Annotated in this window: 13 protein-coding genes; 6 read left to right on the forward strand and 7 right to left on the reverse strand. The window is 73.6% G+C overall.

All coding sequences use genetic code 11. The annotated features are described in order from the left end of the window. Window positions 1-19: 19 nt before the first annotated feature. The gene (locus WD341_RS00215) at window positions 20-697 is read left to right on the forward strand and encodes a hypothetical protein (RefSeq protein ID WP_368423386.1); all 678 of its coding nucleotides are present in this window, start codon (window positions 20-22) and stop codon (window positions 695-697) included. A gap of 25 nt (window positions 698-722) precedes the next feature. Here the strand turns inward: WD341_RS00215 and WD341_RS00220 are convergent, their stop codons facing one another. The 3 genes from WD341_RS00220 to WD341_RS00230 all read right to left on the reverse strand — a co-directional run bounded on the left by WD341_RS00220 (window position 723) and on the right by WD341_RS00230 (window position 4,389). Then, window positions 723-2,183: an O-antigen ligase family protein gene (locus WD341_RS00220; RefSeq protein WP_368423387.1), complete on the reverse strand. Its 1,461-nt coding sequence runs from the start codon at window positions 2,181-2,183 to the stop codon at window positions 723-725. A 24-nt stretch (window positions 2,184-2,207) separates the two neighbouring features. Beyond that, window positions 2,208-3,638, reverse strand: a complete 1,431-nt coding sequence (locus WD341_RS00225) for an undecaprenyl-phosphate glucose phosphotransferase (RefSeq protein ID WP_368423388.1) — start codon at window positions 3,636-3,638, stop codon at window positions 2,208-2,210. A gap of 82 nt (window positions 3,639-3,720) precedes the next feature. Further along, window positions 3,721-4,389, reverse strand: a complete 669-nt coding sequence (locus WD341_RS00230) for a transglutaminase-like cysteine peptidase (protein WP_368423389.1) — start codon at window positions 4,387-4,389, stop codon at window positions 3,721-3,723. Window positions 4,390-4,532: 143 nt separating this feature from the next. Between WD341_RS00230 and WD341_RS00235 the strand changes: the two genes are divergently transcribed. The 5 genes from WD341_RS00235 (at window position 4,533) to WD341_RS00255 (ending at window position 10,543) form a co-directional block, all read left to right on the forward strand. Beyond that, the gene (locus WD341_RS00235) at window positions 4,533-6,722 is read left to right on the forward strand and encodes an HD domain-containing phosphohydrolase (RefSeq protein ID WP_368423390.1); all 2,190 of its coding nucleotides are present in this window, start codon (window positions 4,533-4,535) and stop codon (window positions 6,720-6,722) included. 176 nt (window positions 6,723-6,898) lie between these two features. Next, window positions 6,899-7,609, forward strand: coding sequence for a metallophosphoesterase family protein (locus tag WD341_RS00240; protein ID WP_368423391.1), 711 nt, complete (start codon window positions 6,899-6,901; stop codon window positions 7,607-7,609). Beyond that, entirely contained in the window at window positions 7,581-8,672 is a 1,092-nt protein-coding gene (locus tag WD341_RS00245) for a nucleotidyltransferase family protein (protein ID WP_368423392.1), read from the forward strand. The genes WD341_RS00240 and WD341_RS00245 overlap by 29 nt, the downstream gene beginning before the upstream one ends. An 88-nt stretch (window positions 8,673-8,760) precedes the next feature. Beyond that, window positions 8,761-9,705, forward strand: a complete 945-nt coding sequence (locus tag WD341_RS00250; RefSeq protein ID WP_368423393.1) for a UDP-glucuronic acid decarboxylase family protein — start codon at window positions 8,761-8,763, stop codon at window positions 9,703-9,705. A 22-nt stretch (window positions 9,706-9,727) separates the two neighbouring features. Further along, complete coding sequence (locus WD341_RS00255; protein ID WP_368423394.1) at window positions 9,728-10,543, forward strand: hypothetical protein; 816 nt, start codon at window positions 9,728-9,730, stop codon at window positions 10,541-10,543. On the opposite strand, the gene WD341_RS00260 is transcribed toward WD341_RS00255, so the two are convergent. The 4 genes from WD341_RS00260 to WD341_RS00275 are packed head-to-tail and all read right to left on the reverse strand — an operon-like array spanning window position 10,540 to window position 15,584. After that, on the reverse strand, window positions 10,540-11,982 hold the full coding sequence (locus WD341_RS00260) for a hypothetical protein (protein ID WP_368423395.1): 1,443 nt from the start codon (window positions 11,980-11,982) through the stop codon (window positions 10,540-10,542). The two genes, WD341_RS00255 and WD341_RS00260, sit on opposite strands and share 4 nt — an antisense overlap. Window positions 11,983-11,989: 7 nt before the next feature. Continuing rightward, a complete protein-coding gene (locus WD341_RS00265) occupies window positions 11,990-13,267 on the reverse strand; it encodes a glycosyltransferase family 4 protein (protein WP_368423396.1) in 1,278 nt (425 codons plus the stop codon). After that, the gene (locus tag WD341_RS00270) at window positions 13,264-14,280 is read right to left on the reverse strand and encodes a glycosyltransferase family 4 protein (protein WP_368423397.1); all 1,017 of its coding nucleotides are present in this window, start codon (window positions 14,278-14,280) and stop codon (window positions 13,264-13,266) included. The genes WD341_RS00265 and WD341_RS00270 overlap by 4 nt, the downstream gene beginning before the upstream one ends. Then, window positions 14,277-15,584 carry a lipopolysaccharide biosynthesis protein gene (locus WD341_RS00275; RefSeq protein WP_368423398.1) on the reverse strand — a complete coding sequence of 436 codons (1,308 nt, stop codon included), beginning with the start codon at window positions 15,582-15,584 and terminating at the stop codon, window positions 14,277-14,279. Before WD341_RS00275 ends, WD341_RS00270 begins: the two co-directional genes overlap by 4 nt. Between the last annotated feature and the right edge of the window lie 6 nt (window positions 15,585-15,590).

The following is a 15,590-nucleotide window of genomic DNA, read 5'->3' on the forward strand; positions in this document are numbered from 1 at the left end:
GCCGTCGCGTCCTCGCCGCTTGCGTCACCCCTGGCCGGCCTTCCTGGCCCTGGCGGTGGCGGTGCCGCTGGTCGCGGCCGCGGTGCCGCGCTTCGTCGCCAGCCTGCTGACGGACCGCCACGAGCTGGTCTTCTACAACCTCGAGCAGGGCCGCAACCGCTCTGACTACGAGGGCCTGTGGTCGGCCATCGCCGACTACGAGTCGGCGCTCGAGCGGCAGGAGGATTCGCAGCTCCACCAGCGTCTCGCCCAGCTCTACCTCGCGGTCGCTCGCGATCCGGCCCTGGAGGCCGACCGCCGGAGGCTGCTGCTGAGCCGCTCCATCGACAACCAGCGCGCCGCCCTGGCCGGCGCGCCGTCGGACAGTTACGCCTGGCTGCAGCTCGCACTCGCGCTGTTCGGCATCGAGGGCGCGACGCCGGATTTCGAGCGGGCCTACCGCCGCTCGCTCGAGACCGCCCCCCATGCCCCCGCACTGGCGAGCGCAAGGGCGCTGCTCGGCCTGCGCGCCTGGCCCCAGCTCTCCCCGGCGACGCGGGCGCTGGTTCCGGACCAGATCGCGCAGGCGGCGACGCTCGACGCGGGGGGGCTGGCCGGCCAGATGGCGAGCCAGGGCGAGCGGCGCCTGGCGCTGGGCCTGCTGGCCGATCGGCCGGTGCCCCTGTCCCGGCTGCAGGAGGCGCTGTCGCAGCCGTGAGCGCGCCGCCGCGGCCGCAGGCGTCTCAGGTCCGGCCGGTCCGGTGGCCGGCGGAGGTCGGCGTGCCGGACTCGCCGGCGGCGGCCTGGGTGACGGGCGCGCTGCGGCGAGGCCGCCAGGACTGCGCCATGCCGACGCCGAGCAGCAGGCACCAGGTCACGGTGATCGCGGGGATCTGCAGGCTGAAGTCGAGCAGGGAATGCACCGCGACCACGGCGGTGGCGGAGAGGGCGGCGATCGGGAAGACGACGTTCTGGCGGCGCTCGAACAGCCCGGCCAGACAGCGCCAGGTCGCCAGGCCGAGGGCGGTGAGCAGGAGCAGCGCCGCCGGAATGCCGGCCTCGATCGCGAGCTCGAGGTAGGAGTTGTGGGCCTTGCGCATCGAGCCCAGGCCGAGGCCGAAGGCGTCGTCGCGATAGCGCAGGAAGACGTCCGGGAAGCTGCCCAGGCCGAAGCCGGTCAGGGGCCGCTCCGCCAGCGCCCGCGCGCCGAGGTCGAGCACCAGCAGCCGATGGTTGCCGGCCGAGGCGACGCCCTCGAGCCGCCCGATCAGCAGATCTCCGGCGCCGAGCAGCAGGACCGCCGCGCCGCCCCAGATCAGGCCCGCGAAGAGCAGGCCGCCGCCGCGCCGCCCTTCGTCCGCCCGCCCGACCTGCGCCCCGCGCCGGGCCAGGCCCACGACCAGCAGGCCGGCCAGGGCCGCCAGGGCGCCGCCGCGCGAGGTGCTGAGCAGCAGCGCGCCGCCGCAGACGACCAGACCGTAGAGGCAGATCCAGAAGCCGCCATCGAGCCCGTCGAGCAGGCGCAGCAGCGCGACACGCCGCCCGGCGCCGCGGGCGAGGCCGCCCGCGAGCCGCTCCTGCGCCAGCGCCGCAGCGACGACCAGGCCGAGTGCGGCGTAGGCGGCGAAAGAGTTGCGATTGACGAAGGTCGCGGTCAGCGAGTCGCGATAGACGTACTTCTCGTAGAGTCCCATCGCGTGGTTGCCGTCGAGGTAGGCGAGCAGCCCGTAGGTGGCGTAGGCCGCGGTCGAGATCACCACGCACCAGAGCACCGCCCGCGCGCGCGCCGGCCGGCGGCCGAGATAGAGCGCGAGCCAGAAGACGCCGCCATAGGTGCCCAGCCGGACCAGGCCGTCGATCGCCCGGTCGGGCTGAAGCCCGAGCGCGCCCTGCAGCGGCCGTCCGAGCGCGCGCTCCGCCGCCGCCCAGTCGGGGGCCTGCAGCGCCTCGGGTACCGGCGCCAGGGACTGCAGGGCCAGCCACAGCAGCACGCCCAGGAAGAGCAGGGCCATCGGCAGGCTGCGCCGTCCGGCGATCGACAGTCGGCGCCGGTCGGCGAGCATCGCCAGCGCCCAGAGCGCGAGCAGCAGTCCGACCAGAATCGCCATCAGGTTCCAGCCGAGCGGCCGGTTGGCGCCGAGCGGCAGGGGCGCCAGCGCGACGACTCCGAGCAGCGCCCAGAACACCAGGCGGTGCAGCCTCATCGAGCGGGGTGCGAGACGGAGGGGTCAGTAGGCATTCTTGTCGATCAGCGCGACGAAGGGCGTGAGGAACAGAATGCGCAGATCGAGCGAGATCGACCAATTCTCGATGTAGTAGAGGTCGGCCTGGACGCGCCGGCGCATCTTCTCCGGCGTGTCGGTCTCGCCGCGCAGTCCGTTGATCTGCGCCCAGCCGGTCATGCCCGGTTTCATCCGCTGGCGCGCCAGGTAGTCGGCAATCATGGCGGAGTAGTGGGTCTCGTGGGCGAGCGCGTGGGGCCGCGGGCCGACCAGGGACATGTCGCCCCGCAGCACGTTGACCAGCTGGGGCAACTCGTCCAGCGAGCTGCGCCGGAGCAGGGCGCCGACGCGGGTGACGCGTGGATCGTTGCGGCGGGCCTGGGAGATGTCGCCCTCGGGTCCTGCGTCGGTGTCGGGGCCGGCCGCTGGACAGTCCCGCATGCTGCGGAACTTCAGCAGCTCGAAGGGACGGCTGTTGAAGCCGCCGCGCCGCTGCCGGAACAGGATCGGGCCGGGGCTGTCGAGGCGCACCGCCACGGCCAGGCAGAGCAGCAGCGGCGACAGCAGGACCAGCAGCAGCGCCGCCAGCAGCCGGTCCTCGACGTCCTTCAGCAGCAGCTGCCACGCCGTCAGCGGCCGCCGCCAGACGTGCAATGTCGGGATGCCGGCGAGGCGGCCGAAACCGTAGACCGGCACCTCCAGGTCGGGCAGCTCGGGCACCAGCCGGACGTCGATCGGCAGACCGCGCACCGCGCGCATGACCCGGCGCAGGACGTCGCCGGCCCCGTTCGGCGCGGCGACGATCAGCTCCTCGATCCGGCGCTCGCGCAACAGGGTCTCGAGGTTCGCGAGATCGCCGATGGTGCCGGGGGCGTCGCGGTCCTGGCGGAGCGAGATCAGGCCGACGATCTCGTAGTCGCCGGTGTCCCGCAGCTGCTCTGCGATGCCTTGCGCCAGCGTCCCCGAGCCGACCACGGCCAGGCGCTTCAGTGCCAGGCCGCCGGAGCGCCAGCGGGAAATCTGGCTCGCGGCCAGGGCGCGCACCGTGACTAGGCCGGCGAGGCCGAGGACGGCCCAGAGCAGGAACCAGCCGCGCGAGTAGATCGTCGTCGTCTGGGTCAGGGCCGAGAGCGCCAGGAGCGCGCCCAGCACGATCGACCAGCCGAACATGCTGCGCGCCATCTGGGGCACCGGGTGGCGCAGGCGATCGGTCCGGTACACGCCGGAGAGCTGCATGACGTTGAGGGTCAGGACGGCGGCGGCGGCCAGCGCCGTCAGGTAGGCCGAGGGCAGGTCGGCGGGTCGGTCGACCTGCAAGCCGCGCAGCAGGTAGGCGAGGTAGCCGGCGACCAGGACGACGACGACGTCGAGCAGGCGCAGCAAACCGCCGAGCAACGCTTCCGGATCGCTCTCCGTGCCGGTCCTGCCCCTTGCCATGTCATCCCCCCTCCTGGCGCCTAGTTGGTAGCTGCGGCGCGTCCCGACGGCAAGCTTCGGGTTAGCGGCACGGTGGTTGAGCTCACGTTCGATGCAACCACCAGGACTCTTCGTTGAGCGAGTAGACCGGGCTGTAGTGACGGATTCGCTCCGCAGGCATGACAGCCGGGATCTGGTTGTCCAGGACGAAGGCCGAGCCCTCGAGCTCGACCACCAGGACCGCGTGCTGGACCCGTAGGTTGAGGTCGTTGACGATGACGATGCGCAGCCGCTCTCCGGGCCAGCCGAGCGCGCGCAGCGACAGGAACTTGGCGATCGCGTAGTCCTCGCAGTCGCCGTCCTTGTCGAAGAACTGGCCGGGCGTCGCCCAGTAGTCCTCGACCCCCCAGTTGCGCGGGTCGATGACGTAGCGATGCTCGTTCATGTAGCGGTTGACGGCGTCGATCTGACTCTGTGGATCGCGGCCGGCCTGTCCGTAGAGGAAGCCTTCCCACTCGGCCAGGTCGCAGCGGTCGAACGAGCCGGCGCTGCAGACCTCGTCGGGCGGACGGTCGTCGAAGTGGCGGGCCAGGGCGCCGCGCCACTTCGGGAAGAGCGCCAGGTTATCGCTGCGGATCGTGGCCCTGCCGAACACCTGGTCGAGCACGCTCGGGTCGGCTGCTTGCGAGTCGACCGGCAGGGCCAGCATCAGGATGCCCGTCAGGACGCAGAGCGCGCTGCACAGGCCGAGGGGGCGCCGCCGTCGGGACATGGACCGGTTTCCTCACTCCTCCGCGGCCGGGTCGATCGCTCGCCGGGGCGGGAACAGCAGTCTCGCGACTTTCGCTTAACGTTAACTTAAGCGCGCGTGATCTAGCCTCAGCGCCCGTTCCCAGGCCTTTCCGCGGAAGCCCAATGGCCCTTGCCGCCCAGACCCCTCCGACCGGACCCTCGCACGATGCGCCGGGCGTAGCCCCGAGCGAGTCCGAGGCTGCGCCGCAGGAAGCGGCCGGTCAGGGGGGGCCGGACTGGCGGCCCTGGTCGGTCGGCCTGCTGCTGCTGCTGGCGGCGCTCGCCGGCGTCTACTGGGTGTTCGGCTTCGTCGAGGCGCAGCGCCAGCAGGAGCTGCGGGTCTGGCAGGACCGACTGGCCCTGGTCGCCGAGAGCCGCGCGGCGGCGGTCGACGAATGGCTGCGCGGGCAGCGCGCCGAGATCGCCGGGCTCGCCGACAATGCCTCGCTGCGCCTGCTGCTGAGCGAGCTCGCCCTGGCCGGCGGCGACTTGGCCGCCGTCACCGATCTGGAAGGCCAGCGCGGATACATCGACAATCTGCTGACCGTCACCGCCGAGCGCGCCGGCTATGCCGAGCGCTCGTCCCAGCCGGCGGTCGGCGCCAACCTGCCGTCGACTGTCCACGCCGGGCTGGCCGCGCTCGACGCCGACGGCCGCCTGGTCGTCGCGACCTCCGCCTTCGAGACCGGGCCTGTCGGTGGCGCGGCGCCGCGGCCGAATCCCGCGCCCTCGTTCCGCCTCGACCCCGAAGCCGGCCTGAGGCTGCGCCTGGTCGCGCCGATCTATGCCCTGCAGGGCGAGGCGGCGCCGGGCCGGGAGGTCGGCTGGCTGGTCGCCCAGCGGCCGGCGGGCGAGCGGCTCCGGGGGCTGCTGCGGCAACCCGGCCTGCCGGCGGCGGGCCTCGAGACCTGGCTGCTGCGCCGCCAGGGGGCCGCGGTCGAGTACCTGCTCGAGGCGGCAGGGGCGGCCGGCGGCCTGCTCGCCGCCGACACGCCGGAGCTGGCGGGGGCCGCGGCGCTCGCCGAGCCCGGCGGCTTCGGCATCCGCCGCGGCCGGGACGGCGGCGAGCTGCTGGCGACCTCGCGCCGTCTCGCCGAGGCGCCGCTGAGCCTGATGGTCAGCGTCGAGCGCGCGGTAGCCCTGTCCGAGAGCGAGGCGCGCCTCGGCCGGCTGCTGACGCTGCTGCTGCTCGCCATCGGGCTGGTCGGCGCCGGCATGGCGGTGCTCTGGCGGCACGGCGCCTCGCGCCGCGCCCGCGCGGCGGCCCTGGCCTATCGCCGCACCGCGCAGGCGCTCGCCGAGCAGCGCGACCTGCTGCGCCTGGTCACCGACAGCCAGCCAACGGCGATCACCATCCTGGACGAGGCCGGGTGCTATCGATTCGCTAACCGCACCGCAGGGCTGCGCGCCGGACTGGACAGCGCCGACCTGCTGGGCAAGGAGCTCACGGCGGTACTTGGACCGGCCGCGGCGCAGCGGACGCTGGCGCTCGCCGCGCAGGCGCGCGACAGCGGGCAGCCAGTCAGCGACAGCCTGCGCATCGAGCCGGCCCAAGCCGAAGCGACGGGGACCGAAGCGACGGGGGCCGAAGCGACGGGCGCCGAGGCCGCCGAGCAGCGGCGCGTCTACGCCAGCGATCACATTCCGGTGCCGCGCAGCGCCGCCCTCGGCACCGCCGTGCTGGTCGTCGAGCGCGACCTGACCGTGGAGTTCCGCGAGCGAGCCCGCCGCGAGCGCGCGCTCAACGACCTGGTCGAGGCCCTGGTCCGCCTCGTCGACCGCCGCGATCCCTTCGCCGCCGACCACTCCCAGAAGGTCGGCCGGCTGGCCCAGCGCCTGGCCCGCGAGATGGGCCTCTCCGAGGGCGACCGGGAGACCGCGCGCATCGCCGGGCTGCTGATGAACGTCGGCAAGATCGCCGTGCCGGAGGATGTGCTGACACGCAAGGGTGGGCTGTCGGCGGAGGAGCGACGCCTGGTCCGCGATTCCCTGGGCGCCAGCGCCGAGCTGCTGCAGGGCATCGAGTTCGACGGACCGGTCGCCGAGACCCTGCGGCAGGCTCGGGAGGGCGCCGGTACGGAGTCGGCAGGCGCCCGCGCGACCCTGGCCCCGGCGCGGATCCTGGCGGTCGCCAACGCCTTCGTCGGCATGGTCAGCGACCGCGCCTGGCGCGACCGACTCGGCGTCGACGAAGCCATCGCCGAGATCATGGCCGGCATCGGCACGCGCTACGACCGCGGAGCGGCCGCCGCCCTGGTCGGCTACCTCGACAACAAGGGCGGCCGCGCCGACTGGGAGCGGTCAGGCGCATGAGATCCCGCCGCGCTTTCCCCCGGAGCGGGAATAGAGGGCTGGACCCTCCCGCGCGCCACCCTTACCTTTCGGCCCGTCGGCCCCATCTATGGCTGAGGAGGTCATCGGTGGCATTGTTGGGCAGGCTGCAGGCGAGCGTGACGCGCGGCGAAGAAAACCCGGATGTGCGTCGCAGCGTGCCGGAGGATCTCCGCCTCTACGCCATCGGCGACATTCACGGTCGGCTCGATCTGCTGGAAGCGCTGCACGACCGGATCCGGGAGGATGCGGCGGGCCGCCAGGCCCGGCGCCGTCAGCTCGTCTATCTCGGCGACTACGTCGATCGCGGCCTTGCGTCCCGGCAGGTCGTGGACACGCTCATCGCCCAGCCCCTGGAGGGCTTCGAGGCCGTCCACCTGCTGGGCAACCACGAGTTCTTCCTGCGCCGCTTCCTGAGCCAGCCCGGCAGCGGCGACATCTGGCTGATGAACGGCGGCGAGACCACCCTGCAGAGCTACGGCATCGAGCCCTGGGACGACCCGCCCGGCGGCAGCGAGCGCCTGCCCTGGCTCTCGAGCCGCTTCGAGGCGGCGCTGCCGGAGAGCCACCGCCGCTTCTTCGACGGCCTGGCGCTGACCCACGAGGCGGGCGACTACCTCTTCGTCCATGCCGGCGTCCGTCCCGGTGTCCCGCTCGACCGGCAGGTCGCCGAGGATCTGATCTGGATCCGCGAGCCCTTCCTGCGTTCGCAGGAGGAGTTCGGCAAGCTGGTCGTCCACGGCCACACGCCCGACGTCGGACCGGTGCAGCGCGGCAACCGCATCTGCGTCGATACCGGCGCCTGCTACGGCGGCAAGCTGACCGCGCTGGTGTTGCAGGGTGACGAGCAGAGCTTCCTCCAGGCCTGAGGGGCCGGCGACGGCCGACCCCGCGGGCGGGGCTCTCGCCGCCTGGCGCCGGATCGCGACGGGTCGCGCCGAGGCGCCGCTGCCGCCGGGCGCCGGCGAAAGCCTCGCCGCCTTCACGGGAGCCGCCGGCGCTGATTGGCTGCTCGGCCCCGAGGCGGGCCTCGATCCCGGCCGCGTCGAGGCGAGCCGGCTGTTCAACCGCTTCGCCCGGGCACGGCACGAGAGCGTCCTGGCGGACATCCTCGAGGCCGGCATCCCCATCGTCGCGCTCAAGGGCTTCGCCTCGGCCTACCAGCTCTTTCCGGATCCCGACCTCAGGGCCATGGGCGACCTCGACCTGCTGGTCCGCCCCCGGGACCGTGACCGGCTGATTGCGCTCCTGGCAAGTCAGGGCTTCGCCTTCCAGGTCATGCCGACGCGGCCCTGGGGCTTCATCTCGACCGCCAGCTACCAGCCCTTCGTCTCGCCCGACGGTACCGTCAACCTCGACATCCACGTCGCACCCGACTGCGCGCCGGTGCCGGCCTCGCTGTCGGTCGAGCAGCTGTTCGCCGAGGCGCAGCCGCTGCCGGGCTGCCGGCTGGACCTCCGCGGCCCGGCGCCGAACCACGCCTTCCTGCTGTTCGCCAGCAACGCGGCCAAGGACAAGTTCGGTCGTCTGGCGGTCAAGAAGGCGGTCGACGCGCTGCTGCTGCTGCTGCGCCGCGAGCGCGCCGGCGAGCTGGCGGTCGACTGGCCGACGCTCGCCGAGACCGCGCGGCGCGGCCGCTACCTGAAGCCGATCCGGGTGTTCCTGACGCTGCTCGGGCGCTTCGGCGCAGACCTGTCGGACCTGCCCGACACGCTGCGCCGGCCGCCGACGGGCCTGGCCGGCCGCGAGCTCGACCGGGTGGTGCGCGACTGGGACAGCTTCTTCGCGCGCGGCGAGGGTCTGGCCGACTACCTGCGGCGCGAGCTGCTGCTGACCGCCGAGCCCTCGGTCGCGCTCGCCAACAACTGGGCGCGGCTCAAGGGCTTGGTCCGGCCGCGCAGCGGCCTGCCCCGGCGCCTGCCGGCCGACTGAGCGACCCGCTGGAGAACCTGACCCGGATCGCGCGCGGCTGTGCTATGGGGGGTTCTGGGCCCAGCGGGGTCCATCGGGGGGAAATGGCATGATACGACGCAAGGTCCTAGTCACCGGCGGCGCGGGATTTCTCGGCTCGCATCTCTGCGAGCGGCTGCTCGACGCCGACTGCGACGTGATCTGCGTCGACAACTTCTTCACCGGCCGCAAGGAGAACATCGCCCACCTGATGGGCAATCCCTACTTCGAGATGCTGCGTCACGACGTGACCTTCCCGCTCTACCTGGAGGTCGAGGAGATCTACAACCTGGCCTGCCCGGCCTCGCCGGTGCACTACCAGTTCGACCCCGTGCAGACGACCAAGACCTCGGTGCATGGCGCGATCAACATGCTGGGCCTGGCGCGGCGCACCCGGGCCACGATCTTCCAGGCCTCGACCTCCGAGGTCTACGGCGACCCGGAGGTCCATCCGCAGCGCGAGGACTATCGCGGCAACGTCAACCCGATCGGGCCGCGCGCCTGCTACGACGAGGGCAAGCGCTGCGCCGAGACCCTGTTCTTCGACTATCACCGGCAGCACGGGCTGAACATCCGGGTGGCTCGGATCTTCAACACCTACGGGCCGCGCATGCACCCCAACGACGGGCGCGTGGTCTCCAACTTCATCGTCCAGGCCCTGCGCGGCGAGCCGATCGCGATCTACGGCGACGGCAGCCAGAGCCGCTCCTTCTGCTACGTCGACGACATGGTCGAGGCCTTCCTGCGGATGATGGCGGCGCCGGACGCGGTGACCGGCCCGCTCAATCTGGGCAACCCGGTGGAGTTCACGATCCGCGCCCTGGCCGAGAAGGTGATCGCCATGACCGGCAGCCACTCCGAGCTGATCTTCCGGCCGCTGCCCGAGGACGACCCGCGGCAGCGCCAGCCGGACATCGCCCAGGCCCGCGAGATCCTCGGCTGGGAGCCGAGCGTGCAGATCGAGGACGGTTTGGAGCGCACGGTCGCCTACTTCCGGCAGCTGCTCGATCGCTAGCCGGGTCGTCGAGGCAAACGCCATGTCGCTGTCCTACCGCCTGCGTCAGCACGTCAAGCGGCCTCTCCGTCGCCGCTTCCCGGCGCTCTTCGCGCTCGCCCTCGCGGGCTGGCACGGCAGCCTGGGCCGCCGGCGGAGCCAGGGCGGCAAGCCCCTGCCGCGGGTGCTGCTCGAGCGGACCAAGGGGAAGGTCGCCCATGGCCCCTTCGCCGGGCTCGCCTACCACGGCAGGTCGATCGGCAGCGTCAGCGCCGCCAAGCTGGTCGGCAGCTACGAGGTGGAGCTGCACGGACTCCTCGCCGGGCTGGCCGAACGCGACTTCGAGGTCATCGTCGATGTCGGCTGCGCCGAGGGCTACTACGCCGTCGGCCTGGCCCGCGCCTTCCCCTCGGCCCGCGTGGTCGCCGTCGATCCCTTGGCGCCGGCACGGCGCGCCTGCGCGCGCCTCGCCGAGGACAACGGCGTCGCCGACCGTCTCGTGACCGCCGCCTGGGCGAGCCCGGCGCGGCTGCAGCGCTGGTGCCGCGGCCGCTGCCTGCTGCTGCTCGACTGCGAGGGCGCCGAGGAGGGCATTCTCAGGCCGGAGCGCGCGCCGGCCCTGGCCGGCTGCGTCATCCTCGTCGAGCTCCACGATTTCCTCGACGGCGGCCTGAGCGAGCGCGTGCTGGCGCGCTTCCGCGGCAGCCATCGCTGTACGCTGGTCGAGCAGCAGCCGCGCGATCCGGCCGCCTGGCCGGTGCTCGAGGGCCTGAAGCCCGACTTCGCGCGCCGGCTGCTGGACGAGAAGCGGCCCCGCGCCCTGCGCTGGGCGCTGCTCGAGCCGCTCGCGGCCAGCTAGCGCGGAGGAGGCCAGGTCTCGCCGGGCCGGGCCGGGCGCAGCAGGACCGGCGGCCGGCGCAGCGAAGCGAGGAAGGGATGCTGCTGCGGCGCTGCCGCGGCGGCGGTCGCGGGGCTCGCCAGCCTCGGCAGCTTCAGCAGCAGTCCCGCGAAGACCCAGAAGTAGACGTTGACCGGGTCGAGATCGAGGGCCCAGCCCTTGCCGCTGGTCACCATGATCGTCAGGAGGTAGGCGAAGAGGATGCTGGCCACCGGCTGCAGCGCCGTTCCGCCCGTCTGCCGGCGTGCGCCGAACCCGGTGAGGAGGATGCCGCCGAACAGGGCGAGCAGGGCGAGCAGGCCGAACACCCCCATCTCCAGCACGATCTTGGCGTAGTAGTTCTCGACCGTGACCAGGCGCACCGTGTCGGGCAAGACGTGGCGCGCGGCGACGGTGCCCATGCCGGTGCCGGTGCCGAGCGGGTGCTGCGCCAGGGTGCCGAGCAGGTCGCCGACGGCGACGTCCTGCGAGTAGGAGGCGGCGAGGTCGCCGACGCCGGTGAACAGCTGCAGGACGTCGAAGCCGAGCAGCTCGAGCACGGCGAGCATGAACAGCGGCCCCAGCAGCACCCCGGCGAGCAGCTTGGTGATGCGGGCGTCGACGAGCAGCGCCAGCAGCAGCAGCAACGGTGCGAAGACGAACAGCGAGCGCGAGCCCGACAGCAGTCCGGCGACGACGAAGACGGCGAGGGAGATCCGCCCGAGCAGCCGCCAGCGTGCCTGGGAATCGCCGAAGGCGACCGCGTAGCCCGGCACCAGCATGGCCAGGGTGAACTGCCCGTACTGCGCCGCGAAGGTGAAGGTGGAGTTGAAGCGTCCGAGGTGGGTGCCGAAGTCGAAGCGGGTGAAGCCCTGGGTCACGCCCCTCGCCGCCTCGCCGTAGAGCGCGGTCATCAGCGGCTGGTAGCCGACCGCGATGGCCAGGAAGAAACAGAGGATGCCGAACAGGCAGGGCACGAGGCCGACCAGCAGGAGGCGGCGCATCAGCAGCTCGACGTCCGCCCTCGTCTCGCAGTAGGCGGCGGCGACGTAGATCAGGGGGATGTAGAGCAGCGCCACCTTGAGACCGATGACCGCGACCCGCCAGTCGTAGAGGCTCGGGTTCCCGGCCTGGGCGAAGGCCACGAAGGCGAAGAGGGCGATCGCCAGCCCAAGCCAGCTCGGCAGCGCCGCGCGCGCCAGGCCGTCGCGTCCCGAGGCGAAGAACATGACGAGGCAGGGGATGGCGAAGAGGAGGTCCTTCAGCAGCTTCGGGAAGTCGGCCGGATGCAGCGCCAGCGTGACCACCCCGGCGAAGGGCATGTAGATCAGCAGCCCGAGGAAGCCCCAGCGCCAGCGCAGCATGCAGACGACGACGAGCGGCAGGAGCGGGAGGCCGAGGAGGAGCGGGAGGTACTGCATCAGGCGGTCACCGGGCGGCCGGCCCGTTCGCGGGCGTTTGCGCCGCCGGGCCGGCAGCCTGCGCGCCGAGATCGAGCGGCCGGTCCCGCGCCTCGAGGCCGCGCTCCAGCAGGCCACGGTAGAAGCCCCCCAGCCGCCCCCGAAAGCACGACCAGTCGAACTGCTCGGCGCGCAGGCGCGCGGCCTCGGCCATCCCCATCCGGCCGGGTCGGTCGGCGGCCAGGCGGCGAAGCGCCGCCGCCGTTCCCGCCACGTCACCCGGCGCCACCAGCAGCCCCTCGCACCCCTCGCGCACGACCGAGCGCGCCGGCAGCGACAGCAGGCAGGGCAGGCCGCAGGCCAGGGCTTCCAGCACGACCAGCGGCCCGCCCTCCATCAGCGAGAGGAAGACGAAGAGGTCGCTGCCCTGCAGCTGCTCGACGAGGCGGTCCTGCCCGAGGACGCCCAGATGGCGTACCCCGGGCGGCAGATCGGCGAGCAGCCGCAGGCCGAAGTCGTCGACCACCGGCCCGACCAGGCGCAGCTCGGCGTCGGGCAGGGCCGCCGCGCGCCAGGCCTCGAGCAGCAGGTGGACGCCCTTGCGCATGCTGATGTGGCCGACGTAGATCGCCCGCAGTCCGCTCGTGGCCGGAGGCGGCGCGGCCGGGGGGCGGAAGCGGCCGGTGTCGGCGCCGAGCGGCAGCAGCACGACCTTGCCCGGCGGCACCCCCTGCTCGACCAGGAAGTCGCTGACGAAGGGCGACTGCACCATGACGCGGTCGGCCAGCGCGACCTCCTCGACCAGCCGCGCCGGCGGGCGGTCCGGCCCCGCCGGCAGCCCCAGCCGCCGCGCCTCGGCCGCCAGCACCGCCTCCTTCCAGGGCGGCAGCGTGATCTCCAGCAGGGTCATGGCGCCCTTCGCCTTGGCGGCGCGCAGGCTGTGCAGGCAGCTCTCGATGCTGCCGTGGAAGATCGCCCCCGGCGGCAGGTGGCGGCGGAGCCAGCGCGCCGCCAGGCGGTCGTGCGCGCCGTTGCCGGCGACGTAGCCGCCCAGGCGGTTGAGCAGCAGCGGCAGCGGTCCCGAGACCGCGACGACGGACTCGGGTGCGAGCGCGGGGCTGCTCCGCCGGCTCAGCTTGCGGACCAGCGCCGGGCTCGCCGCCGCCAGCGACCACGGCCAGCGGCCGGGCTTGTAGTAGAAGCCGGTCAGGAAGCGGCAGGGCAGCCCCGCCTCCTGCGCCGCCTGCGGCAGCTGGTAGACGAAGCCCTGGCGCGCCGGATGGCTGACGACGACGGAGGGGATCACAGGGGCGCCTCCAGGAGGCCGGCGAAGAGCGCCTCGTAGCGGTCGGCGACGGCGGCGGCGCGGTGCCGCTCCAGCTGCGCCGGCGCCGCCGCGCGCAGCGAGGCCGCCAGCTGCGGCTGCGCCAGCAGCGCGGCCAGGCGGTCGCGCAGGGCGGTGCCGTCGCCGGAGGGGAAGTTGAGACCGGCCGCGCCGACCGCCTCCGGCAGGCCGCCGCCGTCGGAGACGACGAGCGTGCAGCCGCAGGCCAGGCCCTCCAGCGCGACGATGCCGAAGGGCTCCGGCCAGCGCGACGGCACCACGAGGATCTGCACGCGGTTGAGCTGGCGCGCCAAGGCCGCCTCGCGGTGGACGCCGGCGAAGACCACCCGGCCGGCGAGGCCGAGCCGCTGTGCCTGCGCACGTAGCGCCGGCTCCTCCGGGCCGCTGCCGAGCACCAGCAGGCGCGGCTGGCCCGGCAGAGCCGCCAGCGCCTCGAGCAGCAGGTCGCAGCCCTTGTCGGACACCAGCCGCCCGGCGAAGCCGAGCTCGAATTCGCGCGCGACCTCCGCTGCCGGCAGCGTCGTGAAGAGGCCGTCGCGGTAGGGGTTGGGGATGACCGTGGCCGGCACCGGCAGCCGCGCCGCGACGGCGCCGCTGATCGCCACCTGGGTCGAGCGCCGCAAGGCGCGGCGGCGCAGCGCCCGCGCCAGCCCGAGCGGGCCGGGGCTGCCGCTCAGCCAGGTCTGGTGGGTGATCGCCCAGGGCCGGTCGAGCAGGAGCAGCGGCCAGCCGTAGCGCAGCGAGAGGTGGTTGTGCCAGACGACCTCCGCCGCCCGCACCAGCCGGAACAGCTGCCGGGCGCCGGGCCGCCGCACAACCGGGTAGGCGAAGGCGCGGCCGTCGTCCGCGGCGGTCGCCGTGACCACGGTCACCGCGTGCCCGCGCGCGGCCAGCTCGTCGGCGATCGTCTGGCTGGCGATCTCCAGCCCGCCGAGCGACGGGTGGAAGTGGTAGGAGCAGAGCAGCAGCCTCACGCCGGCCTCCCGGCGTCGCCGGGGCGCCGGCCGAGCCGCGCACGCAGGTAGTGCCAGTCGTCGCGGCTCGGGGTCATCAGCGCCAGCGGGCTGCCGAGCCGCTCGCGCTTCAGCGCCAGCAGCAGCAGCGCCACCGCCGCCGCCTCGCCGGCGACGACGCCCGCGGCGGCGCCGAGCAGCCCGTAAAGGGAGGCGAGGCCGGCCACGGACAGCAGGCTGACCGGCAGGGCGAACCAGGTCAGGCGGCTGACCAGGCCCGGCCGCCCGAGCGCCTTGATGCCGTGGGCGAGGAGGCCGCGGACGACCCGCAGGCAGGTGGCGAGGGCGAGGATGCGGGTGACGTCGGCCGCGACGGCGTAGGCCTCGCCGAACAGCAGGGACAGCAGCCAGGGCGCGAGCAGCACGACCGCGACCGCGCCGCCCGCGGCCAGGGCGGTGGCGAGCCGCAGGTAGCGCCCCAGCACTTGCAGCCGGCCCGCCTGCTCCCGCTGCGCCGCGGCCCGGGGGAAGGCCAGCGGCACGAGGGTCTGCGAGATCAGCCCGAGCGCCCCGGCGAGGGTCGCGGCGACGACGTAGAGGCCGAGGTCGCGCGGCGCCAGCAGCGCGGCGATGACGATCTGGTCGAGGCGGCTGCCGACGATCTCGGCGAGCGAGCCGAGATGCACCTTCGCGGCGTAGCCCGCGACGGCGACGAGCGCCTGGCGATCCGGGCGTCGCGGCGGCGTCGCCGCGCGCCAGACCAGGGCGATGGCGAGCAGGCCGCAGAGCAGGGCGGCGGCCAGGTTCGTCGCCAGCACCGTGCGGACCGCCACGGCATCGAGCAGGGCGAGTAGCAGCAGGGCGGCGAGGTAGAGCGTCGGCTGCAGCACCCGCAGCAGGTTCCAGGTCCCGACCTTGCCGAGCGCCACCAGGCCGCTGGCGGCCGCGGCGCCGGCGGCGTTGACCAGGGCGAGCAGGAGGAAGTAGGCGACGGCGAGCTCGTGCAGCGCCGCGCGCTCGCCGCGATAGGCGAACTCGAGGGCGAGCAGGCCGGGCGGAATCGAGGCGAGGCCCAGGCCGCCGGCGAGCAGGAAGGCGCTGGCGACGATCCGGCCGGACCGGTCGCGCGCACGCGAGGCATTGAAGCTCACCGCCTGGTCGATGCTGAGGCTGGCGATGGCCAGGAGCAGCAGCGGCCAGAGCATGACCAGGGCCAGCTCGCCGCGCCCTTCCGGCAGCAGCAGCCGCGCGACCAGCACGCCGGTTCCCAGGTTGAGGAACTGGAGGATCGCCGTCGCCTTGAAGGAGAGCAGGAGGTCGCGCACAAGGGT

The organism is Tistlia sp. (assembly GCF_040905785.1).
GTDB lineage: Bacteria > Pseudomonadota > Alphaproteobacteria > Kiloniellales > DSM-21159 > Tistlia.

What these genes read in the sequence shown, in the direction of transcription:
- WD341_RS00220 (WP_368423387.1), bottom strand. Translation starts at nt 2,183, where the DNA reads ATGAGGCTGCACCGCCTGGTGTTCTGGGCGCTGCTCGGAGTCGTCGCG.
- WD341_RS00225 (WP_368423388.1), bottom strand. Translation starts at nt 3,638, where the DNA reads ATGGCAAGGGGCAGGACCGGCACGGAGAGCGATCCGGAAGCGTTGCTC.
- WD341_RS00230 (WP_368423389.1), bottom strand. Translation starts at nt 4,389, where the DNA reads ATGTCCCGACGGCGGCGCCCCCTCGGCCTGTGCAGCGCGCTCTGCGTC.
- WD341_RS00235 (WP_368423390.1), top strand. Translation starts at nt 4,533, where the DNA reads ATGGCCCTTGCCGCCCAGACCCCTCCGACCGGACCCTCGCACGATGCG.
- WD341_RS00250 (WP_368423393.1), top strand. Translation starts at nt 8,761, where the DNA reads ATGATACGACGCAAGGTCCTAGTCACCGGCGGCGCGGGATTTCTCGGC.
- WD341_RS00255 (WP_368423394.1), top strand. Translation starts at nt 9,728, where the DNA reads ATGTCGCTGTCCTACCGCCTGCGTCAGCACGTCAAGCGGCCTCTCCGT.
- WD341_RS00260 (WP_368423395.1), bottom strand. Translation starts at nt 11,982, where the DNA reads ATGCAGTACCTCCCGCTCCTCCTCGGCCTCCCGCTCCTGCCGCTCGTC.